The organism is Mycolicibacterium aichiense, assembly GCF_010726245.1.
Taxonomy (GTDB): domain Bacteria; phylum Actinomycetota; class Actinomycetes; order Mycobacteriales; family Mycobacteriaceae; genus Mycobacterium; species Mycobacterium aichiense.
Genome location: NZ_AP022561.1, coordinates 4,592,267 through 4,616,362, shown reverse-complemented (window position 1 = coordinate 4,616,362; position 24,096 = coordinate 4,592,267). Strand labels below are relative to the sequence as shown.

General features: G+C 65.2%; 31 protein-coding genes. 20 read left to right on the top strand and 11 right to left on the bottom strand.

What is annotated here, in order from left to right; translation table 11 throughout:
• Positions 1 to 54: 54 nt before the first annotated feature.
• Entirely contained in the window at positions 55 to 1,920 is a 1,866-nt protein-coding gene (locus G6N32_RS22255) for a glycoside hydrolase family 2 protein (RefSeq protein WP_115322081.1), read from the top strand.
• A gap of 46 nt (positions 1,921 to 1,966) precedes the next feature.
• Positions 1,967 to 2,302 carry a hypothetical protein gene (locus tag G6N32_RS22250; RefSeq protein ID WP_115322080.1) on the top strand — a complete coding sequence of 112 codons (336 nt, stop codon included), beginning with the start codon at positions 1,967 to 1,969 and terminating at the stop codon, positions 2,300 to 2,302.
• Positions 2,303 to 2,322: 20 nt separating this feature from the next.
• On the opposite strand, the gene G6N32_RS22245 is transcribed toward G6N32_RS22250, so the two are convergent.
• Entirely contained in the window at positions 2,323 to 2,595 is a 273-nt protein-coding gene (locus G6N32_RS22245) for a DUF6295 family protein (protein ID WP_115321903.1), read from the bottom strand.
• 12 nt (positions 2,596 to 2,607) lie between these two features.
• A complete protein-coding gene (locus tag G6N32_RS22240; RefSeq protein WP_115321902.1) occupies positions 2,608 to 3,363 on the bottom strand; it encodes a dienelactone hydrolase family protein in 756 nt (251 codons plus the stop codon).
• 97 nt (positions 3,364 to 3,460) lie between these two features.
• On the opposite strand from G6N32_RS22240, the gene G6N32_RS22235 reads away from it, so the two are divergent.
• Positions 3,461 to 4,243, top strand: coding sequence for a DUF427 domain-containing protein (locus tag G6N32_RS22235; RefSeq protein WP_115321901.1), 783 nt, complete (start codon positions 3,461 to 3,463; stop codon positions 4,241 to 4,243).
• Positions 4,244 to 4,264: 21 nt separating this feature from the next.
• Here G6N32_RS22235 and G6N32_RS22230 read toward each other — a convergent pair whose 3' ends face one another.
• Positions 4,265 to 4,687 (bottom strand): organic hydroperoxide resistance protein, encoded by a 423-nt coding sequence (locus G6N32_RS22230; protein ID WP_115321900.1) that lies wholly within the window; start codon positions 4,685 to 4,687, stop codon positions 4,265 to 4,267.
• Between the two features lie 513 nt (positions 4,688 to 5,200).
• Here G6N32_RS22230 and ectA point away from each other — a divergent pair.
• The 4 genes from ectA to thpD are packed head-to-tail and all read left to right on the top strand — an operon-like array spanning position 5,201 to position 8,420.
• A complete protein-coding gene (gene ectA / locus G6N32_RS22225) occupies positions 5,201 to 5,788 on the top strand; it encodes a diaminobutyrate acetyltransferase (RefSeq protein ID WP_115321899.1) in 588 nt (195 codons plus the stop codon).
• A gap of 19 nt (positions 5,789 to 5,807) precedes the next feature.
• On the top strand, positions 5,808 to 7,097 hold the full coding sequence (gene ectB, locus G6N32_RS22220; protein ID WP_163789389.1) for a diaminobutyrate--2-oxoglutarate transaminase: 1,290 nt from the start codon (positions 5,808 to 5,810) through the stop codon (positions 7,095 to 7,097).
• A 31-nt stretch (positions 7,098 to 7,128) separates the two neighbouring features.
• Positions 7,129 to 7,521: an ectoine synthase gene (locus G6N32_RS22215; RefSeq protein ID WP_115321897.1), complete on the top strand. Its 393-nt coding sequence runs from the start codon at positions 7,129 to 7,131 to the stop codon at positions 7,519 to 7,521.
• Positions 7,518 to 8,420 carry an ectoine hydroxylase gene (gene thpD, locus G6N32_RS22210; protein WP_115321896.1) on the top strand — a complete coding sequence of 301 codons (903 nt, stop codon included), beginning with the start codon at positions 7,518 to 7,520 and terminating at the stop codon, positions 8,418 to 8,420. Before G6N32_RS22215 ends, thpD begins: the two co-directional genes overlap by 4 nt.
• 2 nt (positions 8,421 to 8,422) lie before the next feature.
• Here thpD and G6N32_RS22205 read toward each other — a convergent pair whose 3' ends face one another.
• Positions 8,423 to 9,196 (bottom strand): amino acid ABC transporter ATP-binding protein, encoded by a 774-nt coding sequence (locus G6N32_RS22205; protein ID WP_115321895.1) that lies wholly within the window; start codon positions 9,194 to 9,196, stop codon positions 8,423 to 8,425.
• Complete coding sequence (locus tag G6N32_RS22200; protein ID WP_232077819.1) at positions 9,193 to 10,578, bottom strand: amino acid ABC transporter substrate-binding protein/permease; 1,386 nt, start codon at positions 10,576 to 10,578, stop codon at positions 9,193 to 9,195. Before G6N32_RS22200 ends, G6N32_RS22205 begins: the two co-directional genes overlap by 4 nt.
• Positions 10,579 to 10,761: 183 nt before the next feature.
• On the opposite strand from G6N32_RS22200, the gene G6N32_RS22195 reads away from it, so the two are divergent.
• Positions 10,762 to 11,211, top strand: coding sequence for a cupin domain-containing protein (locus G6N32_RS22195; protein ID WP_115321893.1), 450 nt, complete (start codon positions 10,762 to 10,764; stop codon positions 11,209 to 11,211).
• 42 nt (positions 11,212 to 11,253) lie between these two features.
• Here G6N32_RS22195 and G6N32_RS22190 read toward each other — a convergent pair whose 3' ends face one another.
• Positions 11,254 to 11,913 carry a DUF3060 domain-containing protein gene (locus tag G6N32_RS22190; protein WP_115322079.1) on the bottom strand — a complete coding sequence of 220 codons (660 nt, stop codon included), beginning with the start codon at positions 11,911 to 11,913 and terminating at the stop codon, positions 11,254 to 11,256.
• A gap of 178 nt (positions 11,914 to 12,091) precedes the next feature.
• On the opposite strand from G6N32_RS22190, the gene G6N32_RS28670 reads away from it, so the two are divergent.
• Positions 12,092 to 12,565 carry a hypothetical protein gene (locus G6N32_RS28670; protein WP_197935780.1) on the top strand — a complete coding sequence of 158 codons (474 nt, stop codon included), beginning with the start codon at positions 12,092 to 12,094 and terminating at the stop codon, positions 12,563 to 12,565.
• Between the two features lie 43 nt (positions 12,566 to 12,608).
• A complete protein-coding gene (locus G6N32_RS22180) occupies positions 12,609 to 13,844 on the top strand; it encodes an MFS transporter (RefSeq protein ID WP_115321892.1) in 1,236 nt (411 codons plus the stop codon).
• Here the strand turns inward: G6N32_RS22180 and G6N32_RS22175 are convergent.
• Positions 13,841 to 14,437: a TetR/AcrR family transcriptional regulator gene (locus G6N32_RS22175; protein WP_115321891.1), complete on the bottom strand. Its 597-nt coding sequence runs from the start codon at positions 14,435 to 14,437 to the stop codon at positions 13,841 to 13,843. The two genes, G6N32_RS22180 and G6N32_RS22175, sit on opposite strands and share 4 nt — an antisense overlap.
• Positions 14,438 to 14,535: 98 nt before the next feature.
• Between G6N32_RS22175 and G6N32_RS22170 the strand changes: the two genes are divergently transcribed.
• From G6N32_RS22170 to G6N32_RS22160, 3 genes are all read left to right on the top strand, one after another.
• Positions 14,536 to 15,534, top strand: a complete 999-nt coding sequence (locus G6N32_RS22170; RefSeq protein ID WP_410432336.1) for an oxygenase MpaB family protein — start codon at positions 14,536 to 14,538, stop codon at positions 15,532 to 15,534.
• Between the two features lie 490 nt (positions 15,535 to 16,024).
• Positions 16,025 to 17,164, top strand: a complete 1,140-nt coding sequence (locus G6N32_RS22165; RefSeq protein ID WP_163789387.1) for a YncE family protein — start codon at positions 16,025 to 16,027, stop codon at positions 17,162 to 17,164.
• A gap of 21 nt (positions 17,165 to 17,185) precedes the next feature.
• On the top strand, positions 17,186 to 17,572 hold the full coding sequence (locus tag G6N32_RS22160; RefSeq protein WP_115321888.1) for a nitroreductase/quinone reductase family protein: 387 nt from the start codon (positions 17,186 to 17,188) through the stop codon (positions 17,570 to 17,572).
• Here the strand turns inward: G6N32_RS22160 and G6N32_RS22155 are convergent.
• A complete protein-coding gene (locus G6N32_RS22155) occupies positions 17,569 to 17,883 on the bottom strand; it encodes a hypothetical protein (protein WP_115321887.1) in 315 nt (104 codons plus the stop codon). The genes G6N32_RS22160 and G6N32_RS22155 overlap by 4 nt on opposite strands.
• 253 nt (positions 17,884 to 18,136) lie before the next feature.
• Between G6N32_RS22155 and mbp1 the strand changes: the two genes are divergently transcribed.
• Positions 18,137 to 18,370 (top strand): microaggregate-binding protein 1, encoded by a 234-nt coding sequence (gene mbp1, locus G6N32_RS22150; RefSeq protein ID WP_115321886.1) that lies wholly within the window; start codon positions 18,137 to 18,139, stop codon positions 18,368 to 18,370.
• Between the two features lie 42 nt (positions 18,371 to 18,412).
• On the opposite strand, the gene G6N32_RS22145 is transcribed toward mbp1, so the two are convergent.
• On the bottom strand, positions 18,413 to 18,745 hold the full coding sequence (locus G6N32_RS22145; protein WP_115321885.1) for a YnfA family protein: 333 nt from the start codon (positions 18,743 to 18,745) through the stop codon (positions 18,413 to 18,415).
• 62 nt (positions 18,746 to 18,807) lie between these two features.
• Between G6N32_RS22145 and G6N32_RS22140 the strand changes: the two genes are divergently transcribed.
• On the top strand, positions 18,808 to 19,932 hold the full coding sequence (locus G6N32_RS22140) for an alpha/beta fold hydrolase (protein WP_232077248.1): 1,125 nt from the start codon (positions 18,808 to 18,810) through the stop codon (positions 19,930 to 19,932).
• On the top strand, positions 19,902 to 21,530 hold the full coding sequence (locus tag G6N32_RS22135; protein WP_115321884.1) for a long-chain fatty acid--CoA ligase: 1,629 nt from the start codon (positions 19,902 to 19,904) through the stop codon (positions 21,528 to 21,530). The genes G6N32_RS22140 and G6N32_RS22135 overlap by 31 nt, the downstream gene beginning before the upstream one ends.
• On the opposite strand, the gene G6N32_RS22130 is transcribed toward G6N32_RS22135, so the two are convergent.
• Both G6N32_RS22130 and mrf read right to left on the bottom strand, forming a co-directional pair.
• Complete coding sequence (locus G6N32_RS22130; protein ID WP_115321883.1) at positions 21,514 to 21,780, bottom strand: type B 50S ribosomal protein L31; 267 nt, start codon at positions 21,778 to 21,780, stop codon at positions 21,514 to 21,516. The two genes, G6N32_RS22135 and G6N32_RS22130, sit on opposite strands and share 17 nt — an antisense overlap.
• On the bottom strand, positions 21,777 to 22,985 hold the full coding sequence (gene mrf / locus G6N32_RS22125) for a ribosome hibernation factor-recruiting GTPase MRF (protein WP_115322076.1): 1,209 nt from the start codon (positions 22,983 to 22,985) through the stop codon (positions 21,777 to 21,779). The genes G6N32_RS22130 and mrf overlap by 4 nt, the downstream gene beginning before the upstream one ends.
• A 114-nt stretch (positions 22,986 to 23,099) precedes the next feature.
• Here mrf and rpmB point away from each other — a divergent pair, with 114 nt between their 5' ends.
• From rpmB to rpsR, 4 genes are read left to right on the top strand one after another with little or no spacing between them, the layout of a single operon-like run.
• On the top strand, positions 23,100 to 23,336 hold the full coding sequence (gene rpmB / locus G6N32_RS22120) for a 50S ribosomal protein L28 (protein WP_115321882.1): 237 nt from the start codon (positions 23,100 to 23,102) through the stop codon (positions 23,334 to 23,336).
• Positions 23,336 to 23,500 carry a 50S ribosomal protein L33 gene (gene rpmG / locus G6N32_RS22115; RefSeq protein ID WP_115321881.1) on the top strand — a complete coding sequence of 55 codons (165 nt, stop codon included), beginning with the start codon at positions 23,336 to 23,338 and terminating at the stop codon, positions 23,498 to 23,500. Before rpmB ends, rpmG begins: the two co-directional genes overlap by 1 nt.
• Position 23,501: 1 nt before the next feature.
• A complete protein-coding gene (gene rpsN, locus G6N32_RS22110; protein WP_115321880.1) occupies positions 23,502 to 23,807 on the top strand; it encodes a 30S ribosomal protein S14 in 306 nt (101 codons plus the stop codon).
• Positions 23,801 to 24,052, top strand: coding sequence for a 30S ribosomal protein S18 (rpsR, locus tag G6N32_RS22105; protein ID WP_115321879.1), 252 nt, complete (start codon positions 23,801 to 23,803; stop codon positions 24,050 to 24,052). The genes rpsN and rpsR overlap by 7 nt, the downstream gene beginning before the upstream one ends.
• Positions 24,053 to 24,096: the final 44 nt, after the last annotated feature.

Genomic DNA, 24,096 nt, shown 5'->3' with positions numbered 1-24,096 from the left:
CGGGTGTGGGCCGGCCGTGGCGTCGTGGTCGCGTTGGCTCTGCTGCTTCTCACGATGATCGCAAACCCGCCCGCGAATGCCGTCGTGATGTGGCACCCCAAGGCTGCGCCGCTGCCCACCCCGTGGACCAAATTGGTTGGGCCGGACAACGCGCTGCCCGACTACCCGCGCCCGCAGATGACACGGGCGTCCTGGATGAACCTCAACGGTGTGTGGGGTTACATGGGTCGGTCGGCGGGCACGGTGTTGCCCGCTCCTCCCGCGCCGAGCGCATACGGCGAACAGATCCTCGTCCCGTACCCCGTCGAGTCCGCCCTGTCCGGCATCCAGCGCCACGACGACGAGATGTGGTACCGCAAGGTGGTCAAGGTGCCGAGCAACTGGGTGGGACAGCATGTGCTGCTGCACTTCGGTGCGGTCGATCAGATCGCGACGGTCTGGGTGAACAACCACGAGGTGGCCCGGCACGAAGGCGGTTACACCGAATTCAGCGTCGACATCACCCGGGCGCTGCAGTGGCCAGGCCCCCAGGAGATCACCGTCCGCGTCCAGGACCGCAACGACGCCAACCCGTTCCCGATCGGTAAGCAACGCAATCGACCGAAGGGGCTGTTCTACACCGGCGCGTCCGGGATCTGGCAGACGGTCTGGATGGAGCCGGTCCACGCCACCTACATCAACAAGGTGGACATCAGCACGGATCTGACGGGTATGACGGTCACCCCGCGCATCGCCGGAACGAAGGGCCAGCGCGTCGTGGTCTTCGTCGTCAAGCCCAACGGTGGCCGGGTGGTCGCCGTCGGCTCGTCCGGAGCCGGTGACACCATTCGTCTGCCGGTGCCGGAGCCGCACCTGTGGACACCCGACGATCCGTACCTGTACGACCTGAAGGTGGCGCTGGTGGATCCGTCGGGCAGGGTCGTCGACGCGGTGTCCAGCTATGCCGGGCTGCGCACGATCGGCACCATGCCCGACCCGCAGGGCCGGCCGCGAATCGCGTTGAACAACCGGATCACCTTCCTGCACGGCCCCCTGGATCAGGGGTACTGGCCCGACGGCATCTACACCGCGCCCACCGACGACGCGCTCAAGTCGGATCTGGTGCGGATCAAGGAACTGGGCATGAACTTCGTGCGCAAGCACGGCAAGGTGGAGCCCGCGCGCTGGTACTACTGGGCAGACAAGCTGGGGCTGATGGTCTGGCAAGACATGCCGTCGCTGGATGTATCCCTGGACATCCCGGTGGGTCCCGCTCCGGAGCCGTCACCCGCCGCGAAGGCCAATTTCGAGAAGGAACTGCTGGCCATGATCGACCAGCTGCGCAGCGTGACGTCGATCGTCGGCTGGGTGCCGTTCAACGAGGGCTGGGGAGAATTCGACACCGCCAGGATCGCCGGCGTCACGAAGGCGGCAGACCCCACTCGCATGGTGGACGCCAACAGCGGGGTGAACTGCTGCAAGTCCCGTGGCGACACCCTGGCCGGCGACATCTACGACGACCACACCTATGTCGGCCCCGGCGAACCGCAGATCCACGACGACCTGATGAAGGCGCACTCGAAAGGCCCCGTCCCGGTGGATAATCGGGTACGCGTCGACGGTGAATACGGTGGGCTGGGACTGGTGCTCGACCAGAATCGCTGGCCCGGTCGACCCGAGGCCTACGAAATGGCCGGCAGCCCGGCGCGACTCACCGAACGGTATGTCCAAGTCAGCCGCAGGCTGGAAGACATCGTTCGAAGGACAGGCCTGTCCGGGGCGATCTACACCCAGACCACGGACGTCGAGAATGAGGTCAACGGCTTCTTGAGCTACGACCGCTGGCAGGTCAAGATGCCGATTGCCGTTGTGGCCGAACGCAATCGCGCGGTCATCGCCGCCGGCACCCCGGGGATGGCACCGCAAGACGTCCGCCGGTGACGGCGATTGCCCTGTCGAACGTCCCGGTGTGGTCTACCGTGGTCCGATGCCGTACGGACGTAGCTTCGGACTCGTGGCCGGGATCGCCGCCACGTTGATCGCTGGTGCGAGCGGGATCGCGCACTCCGCACCACCCCCGCCGAGTCCCGATCAGGCCAGCGCCGAGTGGACCATCACCGACGGCTATTTCGTCAAGCAGATCGGCTGCACCCCCGAGACGCCGGGTGATCCGCAGTCGATCACCTGGGACCCGCCCGGGTTCATCCCGGGCTTCGGCGGGCAGGGAATGATCAACGACGCCAATCCGGCGCTGGGCGGTCATTTCTCGGCTCGGTGGGATCCGGCGCCCGGCTTCTGGGACGTTCAGTACGAATTCTGCTGAGCCAGAAGCTGATCCGCGCGCTACTGGTCTCGCGATGCGAGGCCGGCCGGGGCGTGCCCGATGGCCCGGTGGATGGCGTCGGCGAGTGCCAACGCACTTTCCTCGGTCAGCTCCAGTGCCACGCGGGCGGCGGGTCCCAGTGCCGGATTGAGCACGTCGATGTTCACGGTGTGGGTGTATGGCGCGTGCACCGGGTGGTCGACGTAGACGGTGGCCCGGTCGGCGCCGAACCATCCTGTCGCGCCCTTACCACTGCCCTCGATGGCGACGCGTTCGGTGAGATAGGTGCACATGAGCTGGCAGACCTAGCCTTTCAGGTGGGCGGCGAAGAAAGCGTCGATGCGCCGCCAGCCGTCGACGGCGGCGTCGACGCGATAGGCGGGCCGGTCGACGGAGAAGAACGAGTGCCCCGCACCGTCATAGCTGTGGAACTCGTGCGGCTTGCCGAGCCGGGTGAGCTCCGCGTCGAGGGTCGCCACGGCTTCGGGCGTCGGGAACCTGTCCTCGGCCCCGAACAGTCCGAGCATCGGAGCGCTCAGACTCGGCGCGAGGTCGAGGATCGGTTTCATCGCCTTGGGCATTCCCTCCGGCGGATCCTCGACGATGAACGCGCCGTAACAGTTGACCGCGGCGTCGAACGGCAACGAACATGCCGCCAGGAACGCGTGACGTCCACCCGAACAGTGACCGATCACGCCGAATTTCCCGTTCGCGCCCGGCAGTCCACCGAGGTGGGCGACCGCGCCGGCGACATCGCCGACAAGGCGCTCGTCGGGAACGCCGCCCGCGGCACGGGCGGCGGCCGCGGCATCGTCGGGATCGGCGCCCGGCGCCTCCCGCGAATACAGGTTGGGGCACACCACGTGGTAGCCGCTGACGGCGAGTCGGCGAACGAACTCCTTGGTCTCCCTGTCGTAGCCGGGCATGTGGTGGATCCACACCAGACCCCCGCGCGAACCGCTGGTCAGCGGTCCCGCCCAGTAGGCCTCGATCTCGTCGCCGCCGTGTCCCTTGATCGTGATGGTTTCCGCGCGGATCGCGTCCGAGCCCGCTCGTGTCATCGCACCGCTCCTTGGTTGAGTCTCACCGCCGCTGGTTTACCCGCCCCGCCACTCGTCATGATGGAAGGTGACGTGATCCACGGCAAGGGAGTCCCATGTGAATACCGCATCCGAGCAGCCGGCGACTGATTATCCACAGGTGGCCGCGGCGCGCGGCCGGATAGAACCGGTGCCCCGCCGCGTCCGCGGCTTCCTCGGCACGGAGTTGATCTTCGACACCACGGCTGCGCGGTACGTATGGGAGGTCCCGTACTACCCGCAGTACTACATCCCGCTCGCAGATGTGCGATCGGAGTTCCTCCAGGACGAGGACCATCCACAGCGCGTGCAATTCGGCCCGTCGCGCACGTATGCCCTGACCGCGGGGGCGCAGACGCACTCCGCGGCGGCGCGAGTGTTCGACGAGGGAGAGGGCCCGGTCGCCGGGCTCGTCCGATTCGACTGGGCAGCGCTGAGCTGGTTCGAGGAGGACGAGCCGATCTATGGCCACCCGCGCAACCCCTACGCGCGGGTCGATGCGCTGCGTTCCCACCGTCACGTCAGGGTCGAACTCGACGGCGTGGTGCTGGCGGACACCCACAGTCCCGTTCTGTTGTTCGAAACCGGTTTGCCGACAAGGTATTACATCGACCGCACCGACGTCGCTTTCGTGCATCTCGAGCCGTCGGACACCCAGACTCTGTGCCCGTACAAGGGCGTCACCTCGGGCTACTGGTCGGTGCGGGTCGGCGACACCCTGCATCCCGATCTGGCCTGGACCTACAACACGCCGCTGCCTGCGGTCGCGCCGATCGGGAACATGATCGCCTTCTACAACGAGAAGCTCGACATCAGCGTCGACGGCGCCGCGTTGCCCCGGGCGCAGACGCACTTCTCGTAGCTTTGGATTCCTGGCCTGACCTCAGTCGTCGGTGACGGTCAACGTCACATCGATGTTGCCCCGGGTGGCGTTCGAATACGGGCAGACCTGGTGCGCCTTGTCGGCCAGCGCGACGGCCGTCTCATGGTCGACGTTGGGTAGCACGATCTCCAGCTCGACCGCCAGGACGAAGCCGCCCGCATCGTTGCTGCCGAGTGAAACCTTGGCTCCCACAGCTGAATCGGAGACATCGGCCTTCTCTTGGCGGCCCACGAGCCGCAGGGCGGAGTGGTAACACGCGGCGTAACCCACGGCGAACAGCTGCTCGGGGTTTGTTCCGGTACCCGTGCCACCGAGTTCCTTCTGGATGCTCAGATCGACATCCACCTTGCCGTCCGAGGTGCGGCCGTGCCCGTCGCGGCCGTCGCCGGTGGCCAGTGCTTCAGCGGTGTAGAGAACCTTCATCGGAGTTCCATTCCTGTCGGTGAGCGAGCTGTCGTCGAGTCGTTGCACTGCATCGGGCGACCGCCTGATATGCAGGAAGTCCTGGCTTGCAACGCTTTATCATCGCATCTTCTGAGCAGGTGCGGAACGGTCCGAGCTCAGTGCGCAATCACATTGTGCACAGCTAAATGGGCCGACATGTAGCTTGCTCGACACAGCTGTGGCGCGAGGCGGGGCGCGCACCACCGGGCAGACGTTCAGTGGTCGAGCGAAGATTTACCACAGGCAATGGTTGCCTCAGAGCAATCATGACGTGTGAGTGCATGGTAACGATTTGGTAACGGCGGATGGGGTGACGAGGATCGCGCTGCGTCCCATCGGCGCAGGTAGCACAGACGCCGCAACCGCCTCGCCGCGTCCAAGGTGCAGTCTCACAGCTTGCTCACAACGCTTTGCGGGGCCTACGGTCAGCTCGCCGAAGACTTGAACTGACGACGACGATGACTTTGTTCGGTGGTGAGATTTCAACCCGAGATGAATGCTTCCAACACCCACGGGCTGCAGACTCCGTGGACCATTGATTCAGGTGGCGTGACCAGGCAACACGTGTCCTGGGAACGACACCTACGGTGCCCCTCCTCAACCGACGCTGTCGCGATGCGGCAGCTGGTCGACGCCACAGGGGTGCTCGACGTGAATTCGACATACGCATATCTGCTGCTGGCCACGGATTTTGCCAAGTCCTCCATTGTGGCGGACCGGGACGGCGAGCTATGCGGTCTTATCACCGCCTATCACCCCCCGGAGAGGCCGGAGGTGCTGTTCGTCTGGCAGGTCGCGGTGACCGAACGCGTGCGGGGCACCGGCCTGGCGGCGGCGATGCTCGACGAGCTCGTGAAACGCGTTCGCCGAGCCCGGCACGGCCATCCTCTGACCGTCGAAGCCACGGTGGGCCCCACCAATGGGCCGTCCCGCGCATTGTTCGGTGGCTTCGCCCGCCGTCATGGCGTCCCAATGACCGAGCGGCCCTACTTCGGCGCCGAGCTTCTCGACCCCGAGTGCGAACACGAAGACGAACCGATCTTGCGTATCGGGCCTATCGCGGCAGCACTTTCCGACTGAACCCACCCCGAAAGGAAACATGACAACCCAGGCAATGGTGCCTTCGTTCAATGACTCTCAGCTACCTGACGTCTACGACGCCGTCGAGTCGGAGGTGCGCAGCTACTGCCGCGGCTGGCCGGTGGAAATGGCCGGAGCCAGCGCTTCCTGGTTGACCGATACCAGCGGCCGACGTTATCTGGACTTCTTCGCCGGCGCGGGGGCTCTCAATTACGGGCACAACAACCCCCTCCTCAAGCGGCCGCTGCTCGACTACCTCAGCCGCGACATGATCGTGCACTCGCTGGACCTGGCAACCGAGGCGAAGACCGCATTCTTGGAGACGTTTCAGCGATTGATTCTTGCCCCGCGGGGCATGGACTACAAGGTGCAGTTTCCCGGGCCCACCGGCACCAACGCGGTAGAGGCGGCATTGAAGCTGGCACGAAAAGTGACCGGCCGCGAGTCGGTAATCAACTTCACCAACGCTTTTCACGGAATGACATTGGGGTCGCTGTCAGTGACCGGCAATTCCATGAAGCGTGCCGGAGCGGGTATCCCATTGGTTCACGCGACGCCGATGCCGTATGACAACTACTTCGACGGCGTCACCGCGGACTTTCACTGGTTCGAGCGAGTGCTCGACGACTCCGGTGGCGGGCTCAACCATCCAGCCGCGGTGATCGTCGAGACGGTGCAGGGCGAGGGCGGGCTCAACGTGGCTCGGGCGGAGTGGCTGCGCGCTCTTGCCGAGTTGTGCAATCGGCGCGAGATCCTGCTGATCGTCGACGATGTTCAGATGGGCTGTGGCCGGACCGGCAGGTTCTTCAGCTTCGAGGAAGCCGGGATCAAGCCCGACATCGTGACACTCTCCAAGTCGATCAGCGGATACGGGCTTCCGCTGGCGCTGACGTTGTTCCGGCGCGACCTCGATGTGTGGGCACCAGGGGAACACAACGGCACTTTCCGCGGTAACAACCCGGCTTTCGTGACGGCCACAGCGGCGCTCGAAGCGTATTGGCAGGACACCACTTTCGCTGACCAGACCCTGGCCAAAGGCGGCCTGATGCGAGACCGCCTGAATGCCATTGCGACCTCGAACCCCAAGATCAGCGCCCGCGGACGTGGTATGGCGCAGGGGTTGAAATTCGACGACGCGCCGACGGCGGCGAAGGTGTGCCGTGCCGCCTTCGAGCGCGGCGTGTTGATGGAAACCAGCGGCCCCGCAGACGAAGTGGTCAAGTTGCTACCACCACTGACGACTCCGGACGCCGAGATCGTGCTCGGCATCGACATACTCGCCGAGGCGGTCGCCAGCACGTCGTCCTGACATCCGCCAGATCAGCAGAAGGAGTTCACCTGTGATTGTCCGTACCACCGATGAGATAACCGGCACCGATCGTGACGTGGCCGCCAAGGAGTGGAGGTCCAAGCGCATCATCCTTGCCGGCGACGGAGTTGGATTCTCGTTCCACGAGACCACCATCAACAGCGATTCGGTCAGCGAGTTCCACTACCGCCACCACGTCGAGGCCGTGTGGGTTGTCGAGGGTAGCGGGACGTTGACCAACCACGAGACCGGTGAGGAGTATCCGCTCACCCCGGGCACGATGTATCTGCTCAATGGCCATGAGCGCCATCGGGTGACGTGTACCGAACAGATGCGGATGATGTGTGTGTTCAATCCGCCGGTGACCGGTACCGAGGTACATGACGAGACGGGAACCTACCCGCCCGCGGAGCCCGTCAGGTGAGCGGTCACCCCCACGACAACTACCCGACCCGGCTCGAGCGCCCGGCCGACCCGATCGCTCGAATCGAGCCGACGGTGTGGGGCGAGGGCAACGATGGACCGCTGTCCGAGCATGACCTGAAAACGATGGCAGCCAACGGCTACCTCACTCGTCCTCAGACACTCGGACAGAACTGGCTCAGACCGATGGGTGATGAGCTGGCTCGTATCGGCGGCCTGATCGATGATGAGGATCCGCGCATCGTTCGCGAACGGCAGGGCGGCATCCGCTCGGTGTTCGAGCCGCATCTGTTCAGTGACGTCATCGCAGAAGTGATCGGCCTCGACACCGTTCTACCGGTAGCGCGTCAATTGCTCGGCAGCGACGTCTATCTGCACCAGGCCCGGGTCAACCTGATGCCGGGATTCACAGGGACCGGCTTCTATTGGCATTCGGACTTCGAGACCTGGCACGCCGAGGACGGTATGCCGACGATGCGTGCGGTGTCGTGCTCGATCGCGCTCTCCGAGAACTATCCGTACAACGGCTCACTCATGGTCATGCCCGGATCGCATAGGACGTTTTTCCCGTGCGTGGGTGCTACGCCGACACGCAACCACACGTCCTCGCTGGTCCGGCAGGAAGTCGGTGTGCCCGATCAAGCAACCCTGACCGCGGCAGCGAATCGGCACGGAGTCGACCAGATCACCGGCCCGCCCGGCGGCGGATTGTGGTTCGACTGCAACATCATGCACGGATCGGGATCCAACATCACACCGTTCCCACGGTCGAACATCTTCCTGGTGTTCAACTCGGTCGAAAACAAACTCTGCCAGCCCTTCGCGGCGGCCGAGCCGCGTCCTGAGTATCTCGCCGCGCGCACCACCGAGCCGTTTTCCGTGCAGTCCGCAACCGCATAGGTTCACAGCACCTTCGACAGGAACTCCTGCAGCCGTTCGCTTTTGGGGTGGTCGAAAACCTGGTCGGGGGCATCGTCCTCGACGATGTTGCCGTCAGCCATGAAGATCACCCGCGAGGCGACCTCGCGGGCGAAACCCATCTCATGGGTGACGACCACCATCGTCATACCGCCCTCGGCCAGGTCTCGCAGTACCTGCAGAACGTCGCCGACCATCTCCGGGTCCAGGGCACTCGTCGCCTCGTCGAACAACATGATCGACGGATCCATCGCCAGTGCCCGCGCGATCGCCACCCGCTGCTTCTGGCCCCCGGAGAGCGTCGCGGGCTTCACGTGGGCCTTCTCAGCGAGACCGACCTGGCCGAGCAGCTCCATCGCCTTCTTCTCGGCCGCGGCCTTGTCCATCTTCTTGGTCGTCAGCGGCGCCAGCGTGACGTTCTGCAGGACTGTCATGTGCGGAAACAGGTTGAAATGCTGGAACACCATGCCGATGTGCTGGCGAACCTTGTCGAGGTCGACTTTGCGGTCGGTGAGATCGAAGTCGCCGACCATCACTTTGCCCGCGGTGATGTCCTCGAGCTTGTTCAGGCAGCGCAGGAACGTCGACTTTCCCGACCCGGACGGGCCGATGACGCACACCACCTCGCCCTGCTTGATGTCGGTGGTGATGCCGTCGAGGACCACGAGTTCACCGAACGACTTCTTGAGCTCTTCGATGTGGATCATCACCGTGCCTTCCGGCTTCGTTTCGGCGGAATCGGGAACGAGGTCGGTCATTTCACGATCCTTTTCTCGACGCGGTCGGAGAGTTTGGTGAGCGCCATGATGACGATGAAGTAGATGATCCCGATGATCAGCCACATCTTGAACGACTGGAAGTTGCCGGCGATGATGATGCGGCCGGTCTGCGTCAGTTCGGCGATGCCGATCACCGACAGGATCGAGGTGTCCTTCAGCGTGATCACGAACTGGTTGATGTACGACGGGATCATCGTCCGGATGGCCTGGGGCAGTATGACTTTTCGCATCGTCGGCAGATATCCGATGCCCAGACTGCGGGCCGCCTCCATCTGTCCTTTGTCGACGGACTGAATGCCGCCGCGCACGATTTCGGTCATGTACGCGCCCGCGTTCAGCGACAGGGTGATGATGCCCGCGGTCAGCGCGCTCATCTGGAAGCCCAGCGCCGATGGGATGCCGAAGTAGATGAAGAAGGCCTGCACCAGTAGTGGTGTGCCGCGGAAGATGTCGACGAACGTCGTGCCGATCGCACGCAGCACGATAGACCGGGATACCCGGAACAGGCCGAAGATGACTCCGAGTACCAGGGCGATCGCGATCGAGACGACCGTCAATATGACGGTCATCTTCAGCCCCTGCAGCAGGATCGGGTAGGTGCTCTTGATCAGCCCGAAGAATGAATTGTCATCCTTCGAGGCGCCTTCACCGAGGTAGCTGTTGACGATCTGGTCGTACTTCCCGGACTTCTTGAGGTTGTCCAGACCGGCGTTGAACTTCTTGATCAGCTCGGCGTTGCGGCCCTTGTTCACCGCGAAGCCGTAGCCGGTCGGCTCCTCTTTGGGGGTGACGGTCTTGAAGCCGTTGCCTTGCGCGATGCCGTACAGCAGCACCGGGTAATCCTCGAATACCGCCACGGAGTTGCCGGTCTTGACCTCGTCGAACATCGACGAGGAGTCCGCGAACGAGACCACCTGGAAGCCGTACTTGTCCTTGATGGAGTTGGCGAAGGTCGCGCCCTGGGTGCCGTTCTTGACCGCCACCCGCTGGCCGCGCAGGTCCTCATAGGACTTGATGTCGTTGTTGGTCTTCAGCACCGCCATCTGAATACCGGACTCGAAGTACGGCTCGGAGAAATCGAAGACCTGTTTGCGCTTGTCGGTGATCGACATACCGGCGATCACGCCGTCGACCTGATTGGCCTGTACGGCCTGCAGTGCAGCGTCGAAGCCGAGCGGTTTGATGTCGACGGTGAATTTCTGATCCTCGGCGATCGCGCGGATGAGATCCATGTCGATTCCGACGAAATTGCCTTGCTTGTCCTGGAATTCGAACGGAGCGAAGGTGGTGTCGGTGGCGATCAGGTAGTTCTCGCCGTCGGCTGATGCCCGCGCGGGCGCGAACAGTCCGGTGGTGAGCATTGCCAAGACGGCGGCCAGCGCCACCAAGGCAAACCCCCGCGCAGTACTTCGGTGAGACTTTCGGCGTAACCATCCGGTCGGCATGCGCTGCCCTCCCATTTTCCGATTGTGCGCGTGCAGTTCACGCTAACGTCAAGACTCGCCGCGTGTCTGGCTAACTGCCCATCGACGACGAGGAGTGTCATGACCATCCGACTGGTGACCTGCGCCGCGATCGCGCTGCTGCTGTGCCCGGCGATGACCACCGTAACGGCCTCGGCGACGCCAGCCGGCGGCGACGTGACGCGCATCGACCTCGCCAAGGGAGACACCGAGACGCCGGTGTCGATCACCACCGACGGGCCCGCGACGCAGATCGTCCAGAGCCTGTCGATGGCGCCCGGCGCGACCAGCGGTTGGCACACCCACCCCGGCACCGAATTGTCGGTGATCACCGGCGGCGCGGTGGCATTGCAGACCGCCGGTATGTGTACCCCGGTGACCTACGCCGCCGGGCAGGCGGTCGCGATTCCGGCCGGCGTTGCGCATCGCGTCGCCAACGAATCCGGTTCGCGCGCCGAGGTCGTCGTCACCTACACGCTGCCGGTCGCCGCCCCGGTCCGCGAGGACGCTGCCGACGTGTGCGCTGAATAGTCCGATCCCGGTATTTGCCAATATCTTTCGTCGAGAACTACGTCAACCCTGCTGGACAGTATTGGAGAAGCCCGACTTGTCGATCGTCGGTGAGCCGACGTGGTAGGTGATCTTGTTGTCCATCCCGGATGCCTCGATGGCGTCGGCCGCATCGACGGTGACGATATTGTTCATGCCGGACACCTGAACGCGCTTGCAGCGGCCGGTGATCACCACGGTGTTGTCCATGCCGCTGATGGTGACCACGCTGTCGTCGCACGCGAGCCGCTTGTTCTCGTTGACACCGGAGACGCTGAGATTCTGGCCTGCTTCAGGCGGGGCCTCGGTGGCAGCCGAATTCGACGGGGGAGCCGGGGTGCTGCGGCTGGGCCGGATGGCCGTGGTGAACGTGCCACCGCCGCCGGAGATGGTGGGCAGGCCCGGCGACGTCCGGCTGGCGTTGAGGTGACTGGTGATGAGGATCGCGCCACCGCCTACGGTGAGCCCAAGCACCAACAGCACGAACACAATCCAGCCGAGTCTCAAGCCCGGGGTGGATGACGAAACGGACGGCTGCGGCATCGGCGGGCCGTAATAGCCGGGGGGAGGCGGCGCCCAGCTGCTCGGCGGTCCGGAGATCCCCAGCTCGCTGGTGTGCGCCTGCTCGGTCAGCGGACGCTCGAGTTGCTGAATGCGTTTCTCGGGATCGTCGTCTGGGTTCATCGCCTCGCGCTCCTCGGTTCCGGTGCCGACAGAATATTGCCCACACGTGCTTGTCCGGGGGCTGATGAGGCCAAACTTGTGGGTGAGCGCGACATCGCCGGTGTTTGACCTCGAAAGGGTCATTGATTGATGTCGAAAGCGCCCGTTTTGCGGTGGTCACCTCCGGGTATCTGCCGGCATGGTTCGACCGCATCCCATCATCCGGCTGGCGCTGCACACGCCGGTCGAGATCTACGAGCACGGCTTCGGCCGGCTGCTCGGCAAGCGCTTCGTTCGCCTCAGTCACGGCGGATCCGAGTCGTGCGGCTGCCGCACGGTACTCGAAGTCATCGGCGCCAGCGACGACGAGGTGATGGTTATCGCCGGTCTCGGACCGTCATGTGAGTGGTTCCGCGACATCGCCTCCGGTTCGCCGGCATCAATCGAGATGGGTGGGGTGACATTCTCTGCCGAGCACCGGGTGCTCAGTGAGCCGGAGGCCGTCGCGGTGATCGCCGAATACGAACGGCGCCACTGGCTGATCCGGCCCATCGTCTACCGGGTGATGGGGATCCTGCTGTGCCGGGAGTACGACGGAAGCCCGGCCGCGCACGTCGACCTCGCGCACCGGCTGCCGATCGTCGCGTTTCGTCCTGCTCGCCTGGCTGCCTAGGTATACGGTCCTCTCGGCAACTTCTCCGCGGAAGTGGAGGTCGATGACCGAGGTGACTTCGCCGGCGCCGGGCCGGGCCTATCGTGTGCTGCTCACCCAGGGCACGCTCTACACGACGGGCACCCAGCTGGCCAACGTATCGGTGGTCCTGCCGTTCATCTGCGCCCAGGAGGGGTACTACTGGGCCGCCGGGCTGCTCTACCCCGCCTACTGCATCGGGATCGTCGGGGGTAACTCCCTGTCGCCCTACGTCCTCGCCCGAGCTCGCCACCTCAAACACCTGGTCATCGCGGCCACCACATTTCTGATGGCGACCCTGGTGGTGATCAGCGCGTTCTCGGCGTGGACCAAGTGGTTCATCGCGGGTATCTTCCTTGCGGTCTCACTTGCCACCGGAATCGTCGGGGGAGTCTCGAAAGTTGCTTTCTCGGAGGTGGTTTCGAGCAAGTTGGCAGAACAGCGCCGCAGCGATCTGATTCTCACGCAGGGTGCGATCGGCGCGATACTGGCGATCGGGACGACTCTGGTGCTGCTGCCTTTCCTAGCTCAGCGCGACCCCGCCCACAGCCATCTGGACCTGCTCTGGCTGGGCTCGTCGGGACTGCTTGCCGCCGCGATCGCCGCGGTGTTCATCGGTCCGGTGCGTGCGTCCGAGGTCGACCGGGTGACGTTCAAGGACACCTACCGCGACGGTGTGCGGGCAGCGCGGTCACAATCGTGGTTTCGCCGCTATGCGCTCGTCCAGTTGCTGTTCGTCCCGGTCAGCCTCGGCACGTCGTTCTACAGCATCCATGCGTCGGTGAATCACAGCGACACCGCAGGCAGCCTGCACGTCCTGGTGATCTCCTCGAGTATCGGCATGGTGGCGGGCGCACTGTTCTGGCGCTTCGTCAGCCGTGCCCTGGGGGTGCGCGGCATGCTGATCAACAGCGCTCTGCTCGGGTCGGCGGCCGCCGCCATCTGCGTGGTGATGGAGTACCGCGACGACCTCAACCACATCTGGATCTACGGCATCGTGTTCATCCTGGCGACGATGGCCAACCAAGCCATCTTCAGCGCCAGTTTGGCCTGGATCGGCGCGTTCGCCCCCGAGGATCACCGCGCCACCCTGCTGGGTTTCGGTTCGCTGATCATCGCCGTGGAGTCGTCGCTTCTCGGTGCGGCACTCGGCGCGGTGGCTCAGAGCGCCGCGGTGGTCGGTCCGATCATCACGATCCTGGGACTCAACGTGCTGGCCGGGATGGCGGCGGTGTGGGTGGCGCCCGGCCGAGAGGGCTAGTTCGGCAGCAGTAGCCGAACGGCGTGGGCGACGACGGCGTCGACATCATCGCCAAGGGTGCCGGCCAGCCACTGCTGAGCCAACTCGGCCATCGCGCCCGCATACATCGCGGCGCCGACTTCGGTTGCCACCCGGTCGGATTCGGGCGCGGTCCGGCGATGCTCGTCAAGCACGAGCTCGCGGACGTGGTCCTGGGCCAGGGTCCGGCGAGCCGCCAGTGCCGGGTTGGTGCGAGCTTCGGTGAACAGGATCTTGCCCCGCCGCGGGTCTGCCGAACTGAACTCGAGCACGGCTCGGATGCCGGCCGCAAGCCGGGCCCGCCGGTTGGCGGCACCGGCCATCGCCGCGGTCAGTAGCCCGCCGAGTTCTCCGGCCACCTCGTCGTACACGGCGCCCAGAAGCGCGTCGGTATCGCTGAAGCTCTCATAGAAGTAACGCGTGTTGAGTTCGGCTTCCCGGCACACCGACCGCACGGACACCGCGGTTTCGCCGCCGTCGCCGAACAACACGTAGGCGGCGCGGACCAGAAGGGCCCGGCGCTCGGCCTGTCGGTCGGTCGCGGATAGACCCGCCCACCGGGTGGCACTCGGCATCGGCCGAGGATATACGGCGATCGGTCGGCGCCGTGTTATTTTGGTTACGGGCGTAACCAAAATGGCGTGCTTGCCGGAAGGGACCAGCCGAGATGAAACTGCCGCTGCCGCACCAGCTTCTCGAGCGCAAGATCAGAAGCGATTTCGACAAGAACATCCGAGGAAAGTTCTTCCGTGGGCTGGAGTTCGCCGAGCCGGAAGGTGACCCGGGCTGGTTCGGTCCCGGAAGCGCGGTCTGGCATGTTCATTCGCACACCCCCGCACTGATCTTCGGACTGCAGTGCGCCGCGTTCATCGAACGCTTCGATCCGAGCATCTTCTGGATGGGCTCCGACCACTCCCGGGTGGTCGAGCACGATGACGACGGCAACCCCACGGGCCGGCTGGATCTCAAGGGGTCCGGGATTCGTCTGGCGCACTCGGTGGCGTTCTTCATCGGAACCGCCTACGGATCCACCGCCACCGCCGAGCGGGTCGCCGAAACCGTGCGGGCTATGCACCACACGATCAAGGGGGTGCGACCCGACGGCCTGCCCTACGACGCCGACGATCCGGAATGGCTGCGCTGGAATTACGCCACTGTCGTGTGGGGAATCGCGACGGGCCACGAGCTCTATCACCCGACGCCGCTGCGCAACATCGACCGCTATTACGGCGAGTTCGTCAGGGTCGGCCATGCCCTTGGCGGCACCGACCTGCCATCGACCAAGGCCGAGACCCTGGATTGCCTGCGGTCGTATCTGCCGCGGCTTGCTCTGACCCACGGTGCCGCCATGTTCACCGGACCCAACCTGCAGAACAATCCGGACGTTCCGCAGGAGGCCAAGTTCTTCGACTGGGCCATCCGCGACAGCATGCCCGACTGGGCGGCGCAGATGCTCGGGTATCAACCGCCTCATCCGGTCGAACGGGCCGCGCGGCGTGCCGCAACCTGGGCCGCCCTCAACGGGACACACCTTGCGATGGATCCACTGCCGGAGTTCCAGCAAGCCTGCCGGCGGGTGGCCGACGGCACGATGGTGGACCACACGGAGCCGTCCTACGTCTTGGGCAGCGACCCGATCCGCAGCCGTGAGACTGTCGAATACATGGTGTGATCTGGACCACTGGCGAATTGCTGAGACGCACTCGCTAAGCGCGCCGATCAGCGAACACGTTCGGGATCAAGATCGCTTCGGATCGAATCCTGCCCCGCCGAGGCTCCGAGCGCGTCAATAAAATAAGGATTTTCCTTAAGAATTTAGACGCGGCTGAGGCATTGTGATTTGTGCCTCTTTCGGCTTGGGGTCGGTAAGAAATTCTAAGGACGCGGCGCTTTGCGTTCATTCGTTTGTGATCTTGAATGCTGGCAAAAATGCACGTCAGCCGGTATTTCTCCGGGGCTGCCATGCCTTTGCAACGAAATGATAACGATCGTTGTCTTAGCAGGTGCTGAGATCTTCGGAGTGCTTGGTAATGGGTTCTGAAAAGCCGCGAATTCTCCGTGAATTGACTCGCTACACTCGACCCAGGCGGTTACCGGCAGGTAACGCGAAAACGACTAAAGACAATGCGCGGCGCAGTCCAGGCCGCCGGAGGTACGAGATCATGGCAAACACAACGGGAGTTACGGAAGGGTCCAATGTCACCGGTGTCGCGGTGGCTGAGCGGGTCGCCGCAGAGCGCTCTTTGTGGCTGTCGGCGCTGCCCTCGATCCGGCGAGCCCCGATCGGTGATCTGCTGCCGCAGCTGCTGGGCGGCGCCGAACTGGAGCCGCTGACCGAGCCGATCGCGGCGCCGGTCATGACCGTTGCGCGCACACTCGCCGCCGGGCATGGACCCGTCAGCGACATCGCCGTCAGCCCCGACGGCCGTCATCTGGTCACCGCCCACTACGGCGCCGACGTGGTGTGCGTCATCGACACCGCGACGCTGTCGGTCACCGCGACCATCGACGGGATCAGCGAGCCCTACGCGGCCGTCATCGTCGGTGACCGCGCCTATGTCAGTGCGGCCTCCAACGCCGAGGACGCCGTCGTCGCCGTCGACACCCGCACCGCGACCCCGCTCGCGGCCAAGACTTTCGACATGACCCTCTCCGGCCTGGCCGTCAGCCCGGCCGGCGACGTGCTCTACGTCGGCAGGACCGGCGAGGATGGTGTCGATATCGCGGTCATCGACATCGAATCCGGCTCGGTCACCGACGTGGCCATCCCGGCCGCGCCCGGCGCCTCCATCGAGACGGTTCGGCTCAACGCCGACGGCACCCGTCTGTTCGCCGCGTTGAGCACCCCGATGGGCGGCATGCTGGCGATCATCGACACCAGGGCCCGCGCGGTCAAGGCCGCCGTGTCCATCGACGGCTCGATCGGTGACATCGCTGTTGTGCCCAACGGCCGCACCGTTTTTGCCACCGGATGGGACATCGAGCTCGGCGGCGTCATCCATGTCATCGACGTCGCCGGTGCTCGGGTGACCGACACCATCGACATGGGCGGCGTCCCCACGCAACTGGTGCTCAGCCGCGGCGGTGCGTGCGCCTACATCGTCGACCGTGACGAGATCGCGGTGATGTGCACCGCCACCACCGAGATCGTCGACAGCGTCGCCATCGGCCCGCAGCTGTCCTGCCTCGCTGTCGACCCGGTGCGGAACCGGTTGTACGCGGCCGACTACGCGGGTGCGATCACCGCCGTTCGGCTGGATCCGGCAGCGCCGCAGCCGCAGTTGGCCGTCGCCGCTTCCTGACCGGCCTGCCACGATGGAGTCATGAGTGCGACTCCCCGGCAGCGCGTCGTCAACGTCGTCCAGCGGCGGGTAGCCAACCCACTGATGCGGCTGGTCCCGATTCAGACGCTGCTGGAAACGACCGGGCGAAAATCCGGCCGACCGCGGACCACCCCGATCGGCGGTCGACTCGACGGTGACACGTTCTGGTTGGTGTCGGAATTCGGCGATCGATCCCAATACGTCCGCAACATCGCGGCCAACCCGCGGGTACGGGTCCGCATCCGCGGTCGCTGGCACAGCGGTACCGCGGTGGTGCTACCTGGAGACGACGCGCGAGCGCGACTGGCCAAGCTTCCGCGGATGAACAGTGCGGCGGTGCGCGCGATGGGAGACAACCTGCTCACCATCCGCGTGGACTTGGACTAGTGAGCGCTGCAGTCCAGTGACACCGAGATCGTCTGGCTGGTGACGACCGGCACCAGGATGGTGCGATTGTTGCCCCGCCCCGGTCCGGTGTAGGGCACCCACTGAGTGACGGTCTGGGGATTGCGCACGTTCGTGACCACGCACTTCGACATCGGACCGGTGCCGATGCGGTCGATGTTCACCGTGTAACCCTGATTCTGCAGCTGATTGATCGTGGCCTGAGCCGAACTGTCGGCCCAGGCCGTCGCGGCCGGCCCTGCGACGATGCCACCCGCGGCCGCCACCGCGGCGAGCGCATATGCGGTCCGCATGATCGCGCCTCCTCTTTTCCCGCCCAATGATCCTCCAACTACATCGTCGTTGCCGACGAAAACGTTCCCGCTCCCGAAGATTCGCCCGGAGTTGTTTAGCCGCGGCAGGGCCGGGAACCCCGCCCTTGCGGGTGGATGCGCGGTCACACGGTCGAAAACGATTGGCGCCGCGCGAGAAATTGCCCGATCAATGGGATGCACGGTGCGCATGCGCCTCATCCTGCACTGCAGGAACGTACGCCAAGGAGGACCTATGGCAGGCAACAGCGGACCCGAAGAGGGCATCAAGGGCGTCGTCGAAGACGTCAAGGGCAAGGCCAAGGAAGCCGTCGGCGCCGTGACCGGCAGCGATGACCTCACCGAAGAAGGCAAGGCCCAGCAGGACAAGGCCGAGGCTCAGCGCGACGCTGCGGCCAAGGAAGCCGAGGCCGAAAAGGCTCGCGGCGAGGCCAAGGCCCAAGAGAAGCGGCAGGAGTCGCACCAGTAGACGGAAGAACCCGGCCGGAGATAACCGGCCGGGTTCTTTTTTTCAGCGTCGTGGCGCGTACATGATCAGTGCCACTCCCAACAGGCAGATCACCGAACCGGTCACATCCCAGCGGTCTGGACGGAACCCGTCGGCCGCCATTCCCCACAGCAGTGAACCCGCGATGAACACCCCGCCGTAAGCTGCAAGAATCCGGCCGAAGTGTGCGTCGGGCTGCAGCGTCGCGATGAAACCGTAAGCGCCCAAAGCGATTACGCCGAAACCGGCCCAAATCCAGCCCCGGTGCTCGCGGATGCCCTGCCACACCAGCCAGGCGCCACCGATCTCCAGAAGCGCCGCAGCCAGGAACAGAGCCGCGGATTTCAGCACAGCCATCGGGTCAGCATGGCACGGGCGAGTTGCTCACACCCACGCCGAGCAGTCGCCAACGACACAGTGTGGGAGCCCGACCTGTGGTCAACACCAGCCCGGTGTCCGCCGCAGAATTGCCTTCCGGCACCCGGGTCCGGCTCAGCCACGACGTGCTGCGCCTGGACGACGGCCACCGGGTCGGGGTCTCGACCGGGGGTCGCGGCGTCCCGCTGGTGTTCCTACACGGATACGGGCTGAACGCGCGGGCCTATCTGCGGCTGCTGAGTCGGCTGGGGGCGCTGGGATTCACCGTGATCGCTCTCGACGCCGCCGGGCATGGCGGAACGCCGACACTGCCCGCCCAGGCCACGCTGGAAGGCCGCGTCGATCTGACGCTGCGCGCCCTGGATTCGATGGGCGTCGGTAAAGCGGTCTTTCTCGGCCACTCCATGGGCGGACGGATGATCGTCGACCTGGCGTCGCGCGCACCCGAGCGGGTCTTGGCGGCTGTCTTGCTCAACGCCGCCGCAGGCGCCCCGTTCGACGAGTCGATCTCGCCCGGGCACCGCTCGCCGCGCGCGGTTGTCGAGCGGTTGCTGGCCGTTGCCGTCGACGCCCAAGGCGACCCGAGGCGGCTCCCGGTCGGTGAATTGGCCGGCTACGTGCGGCTGATGGCGGGTGCGTTGGTGCGAAACGCGCGTGCGCCATTCGGACTGACCGGCTCCCTGCGGGCGCTGCTGGGCTCCGGCGACTTCGCCGACAAGCTGGTCGCCATGCGCACCAACGGTGTGCCCACGATCGTCGTCCACGGCGAGAAGGACGGCGTCGTGCCGTTCGAGAACGCCTACGACATGGCTGAGCGTGCCGATGCCACCCTCTACCGGGTTCCGGGCGCGCACCATTCGTGGATGTTGGCTCACCCGCGTCAGGGCGCCGACATGGTGCGCCAGTTGCTCGGCGCAGAACTCGGCCGGGCACTGGAACGGGTGTACCGGGATACCCCGGACCTGGCCGCCGACGAGCTCGAGCCTGTCCAACTCGAATTGCTCCGGCCGCGCGCCGGCAGCCGCGCCGTCGCCTCTTCGGTTTCCGGTGGCCGGCCCGTCGACGGGCACCGGTCGCATCGACCGGGTAGCCGATCCCGGACCTGCTGCGTTGCCCGTCGCGATAGATTCGGGCCATGCAGAGCACGATGCAGAACTTTCCGCTGACCGTTTCCGCGATCCTGCGCTACGCCGCCACGGTTCACGGCGATCGGACCGTCACCACTGCGACCGGCGACGGGTTCCGGCACGCCACCTACCGCGAGGTCGGAGCGCAGGCCGCCCGGCTGGCCAATGCGTTGCGGCGCCTGGGCATCGCGGGCGATGACCGGGTTGCCACCTTCATGTGGAACAACCAGGAACACCTGGAGGCCTACGTCGCGGTGCCCTCGATGGGGGCGGTGCTGCACACGCTGAACATCCGGTTGTTCCCTGAGCAGATCGAGTTCGTCGCGTACGAGGCCGAGGATCAGGTGGTGATCGCCGACCTGTCGCTGGCTCCGATCCTGGCCCCCGTGCTGCCCAAGATGGAGACGGTGCACACGGTGATCGCCGTCGGCTCCGGCGATCTGGAGCCGTTCGAGGCATCGGGCAAGCGGGTGGTGCGCTACCACGACGTCCTCGGGGCCGAGTCCGATGAGTTCGATTGGCCGGAGATCGACGAAAATTCGGCTGCCGCAATGTGTTACACCAGCGGAACAACCGGTCATCCGAAGGGTGTGGTCTATGGGCACCGGTCGAACTACCTGCACTCGATGGCGGTCTGCAGCGGTAACGGGCTCGGACTCAGCTTCTCCGACAAGGCTTTACCGATAGTGCCGATGTTCCACGCCAATGCCTGGGGTCTGCCCTATGCGGCATTGATGGCCGGTGCCGATCTGGTGCTGCCCGACCGATTCATGGATCCCACCTCGTTGGTGACGCTGATCGAAAGCCAGCGTCCGACGGTGGCCGGCGCGGTGCCGACCATCTGGAACGACGTGATGAACCATCTGGACCGCAACCCCGGTCATGACATCTCGTCGCTGCGGCTGGTGTCCTGCGGCGGTTCGGCTGTTCCGGTGTCGTTGATGAAGGCGTTCGAGGAGAAGTTCGACGTGGAGATCCGCCAGCTGTGGGGGATGACCGAAACGTCGCCGATCGCCACCCTGGCCTGGCCGCCGCCCGGCTTGAGCCCCGAAAAGCAGTGGGAGGTACGCGGAACGCAGGGCCGGCCGATCTGCGGTGTGGAAACCCGCATCGTCGACGACGCGGGCGCGGTGCTGCCCAACGACGGCGAGGCGGTCGGGGAACTGGAGGTTCGCGGTGCATGGATCACCGGCTCCTACTACCGCAACACCGACGAGTCGAAGTTCCAGTCGGGCTGGTTGCGCACCGGGGACGTGGGGCGTATCGACGGTCAGGGCTACATCACGTTGACCGACCGCGCCAAGGACGTCATCAAATCCGGCGGTGAGTGGATCTCGTCGGTCGAACTCGAGAACTGTCTGATCGCCCACCCCGCCGTCCGGGAAGCCGCGGTGGTCGGGGTGCCCGACGAACGCTGGCAGGAACGGCCGCTGGCCGCGGTGGTGCTGCACGAGGGGGCGCAGGCCTCGCCGGAGGAACTACGGAATTTCCTGTCCGACAAGGTCGTTCGGTGGTGGCTCCCGGAACGGTGGACATTCGTAGATGAGATCCCGCGTACCAGCGTCGGCAAGTACGACAAGAAGACCATCCGCGCCAGGCACGCCGACGACGTCTACGACGTCACCTACCTCGGGTAGTCCGGCCGTACCGGCGACGGAACTTCTCGACCTGCCCCGCCGCGTCCATGATCCGGCGCTCGCCGGTCCAGAACGGATGGGAGTCCGCGGTCACCTCCGCGACTACGAGAGGGTAGGTGCACACACCGTCGGCCGTCTCCACGTCGATCGTGCGTGACGTCGTGATCGTGGAACGGGTCAGGAACGTCGTGCCGGTTGTGGCGTCCTGGAAGACCACCGGGCGGTAGTCCGGGTGGATATCGGGTTTCAACGGTCTTCTCCGTGATTGGTGGTGGGTGTGTTTGTGGGTGAGGACAATTCGTTGATATCCGCCGCGTCGCCGCAGGGCTCCTCGTGCCAGTGACCGAACGGGTCGGCATAGTCGGCCCAGCTTTCGGGACTGTTCATCTCGTCGTCGGTGACCAACGCCCGGCGCAGCGCGTCCTCGATTTCGAGGCGTTCCGCCCCGCAGACCAGAACGGTCATCGACGTTCGACGATCGCCGTAGCGGTCGTTCCAGGCCAGGCTTGCCAGAACCCGGCGCTCCGGCCCGACGTAGGCGGCCTCCGATTCGCTCATCGCCGCCAGCCACTTTCCGCCTGAGCTGACGCGCAGGCCGCCACCGGCGGACTCCAGGTACATCACGTTGTCGGGCTCGTTGGCCAGCCAGATCCGGCCGCGGGTGCGCACCACGCCGGTCAGCAGGACGTCGAGCGCCGCGTGAAGGCGCTCGGGCTGGAACGGGCGGTCGGCGGCGAACTCGAGAATGCTGACCTGTCCGTCGGTCTCCAGTGGTGGCTCACCGTCCAGCAGCGGGCCATGCGGATCGTCGCTGCGGCCACGGCGCGCGCCGGGCTCCAGGTTCGCCACTGCTTCCTCGACGTGGTCGGGCAGTTGAATGATCCACGCGCGAGGCGCCAGCCGACGCAGGACGGCCACGGTGGTGCGGTCCACCCTCGGCGCGACGATCACGTCGGCGAACTCGGCTTGGCCGACCATTACCTGGGCCACGGTGCGCCCGTCGTCGAGCTCGTCGTCGCAGAGCGCGTGCGCGAGCCAGGTCGATGAATCCAAACAGATTATGACGCCGATGATTTCGACATCCCGCGAGGCGGGTCCGTCCAGGTACCCGGGGCCCAGGCGGGTCCGGACGTGGTTGATGGCCCAGCAGACAGGTTCGGGCTCCAGGTTGGGCTCCAGGTGTATGACGATCCGCTCCACGTCGGCGCGGCGGTGCAGCCTGCGCAGCAGCAGGAGCAGGTCGTTGCGCACCGTGCACGACAGGCAGCCGTGTTCCAGCTCCAGGACATAACCGGCGGACGTGGGGACGCCGTTCTGGACGGTGGCCAGAACTCGGTGCACCACGTGGCCGTCGAAGTGGTGCCGTACGACCAGAGTTCCCTCCTGCCGCAGCAGTGTTCTGGTCACGGCGTCGCTGTCACCGTGACCCGCGACGAGCAGTACCGGGGTTCGCACCACACCTCCCGTATTGAAAACGATTTCCATTAACTGCCGGCACACGCTACAGTGCGAAAGGGCACTTGTCGAAAACCATTTTCAATAACACGAACCACCGCAGGAGGGTTGTCGATGTCTGCACGATGCCAAGTCACCGGGCGCTCACCGGGTTTCGGCAATTCGGTATCGCACTCGCATCGGCGCACCAGCCGGCGCTGGTCGCCGAACATCCAGATCAAGACCTACTACCTGCCCTCCGAAGGTCGGCGGGTCCGGCTTCGGGTCAGCGCCAAGGGCATCAAGGTCATCGACCGCGACGGGATCGAAGCCGTGGTGGCGCGCTTGCGCCGGGAAGGACAGAAAATCTGATGGCACGCAACGAGATCCGGCTGACGGTGAAGCTACGGTCTACCGCCGGCACCGGTTATACCTACGTGACGAAGAAGAACCGACGCAACGATCCCGACCGGATGGTGCTGCGGAAATACGATCCCGTGATCCGTCGCCACGTCGAGTTCCGAGAGGAGCGCTGAGGTGGCCAAGCGATCCAAGATCGTCAAGAACGACCAGCGCGTCGACATCGTCGCCCGCTTCGCCGAGCGGCGCGGCGAACTCAAGCGCATCATCCGTTCGCCGGGCAGCACTGCCGACGAAAAGCTCAGCGCCCAGCGCGAACTGGCACGTCAGCCCCGCGACGCCAGCGCGGTGCGAGTGCGCAACCGCGACGCCGTCGACGGCCGTCCCCGCGGACATCTGCGGAAGTTCGGGCTGTCGCGGGTCCGGGTGCGCGAACTGGCCCACCGAGGTGAGCTTCCCGGCGTGCGGAAGGCGAGCTGGTGAAGGCCAAGAACCGTAACCGGCGCCCCGCCGCGGAGGTCCGGCCACGGCGCAACATGCTCGCCGGGATGGGCCTGATCGAGGTGGACTACAAGGACACCGCCACCTTGCGGGTGTTCATCTCCGAACGCGGAAAGATCCGGTCGCGCAAGGTCACCGGCCTCACGGTGCGCCAGCAGCGGCAGGTCGCGACCGCCATCAAGAATGCCAGGGAGATGGCGCTGTTGCCGTACCCGGGGGCGAGATGACGTCCACGCCGTTCACTGTTGTGGTCTGCGCCGGTTGCACGCCG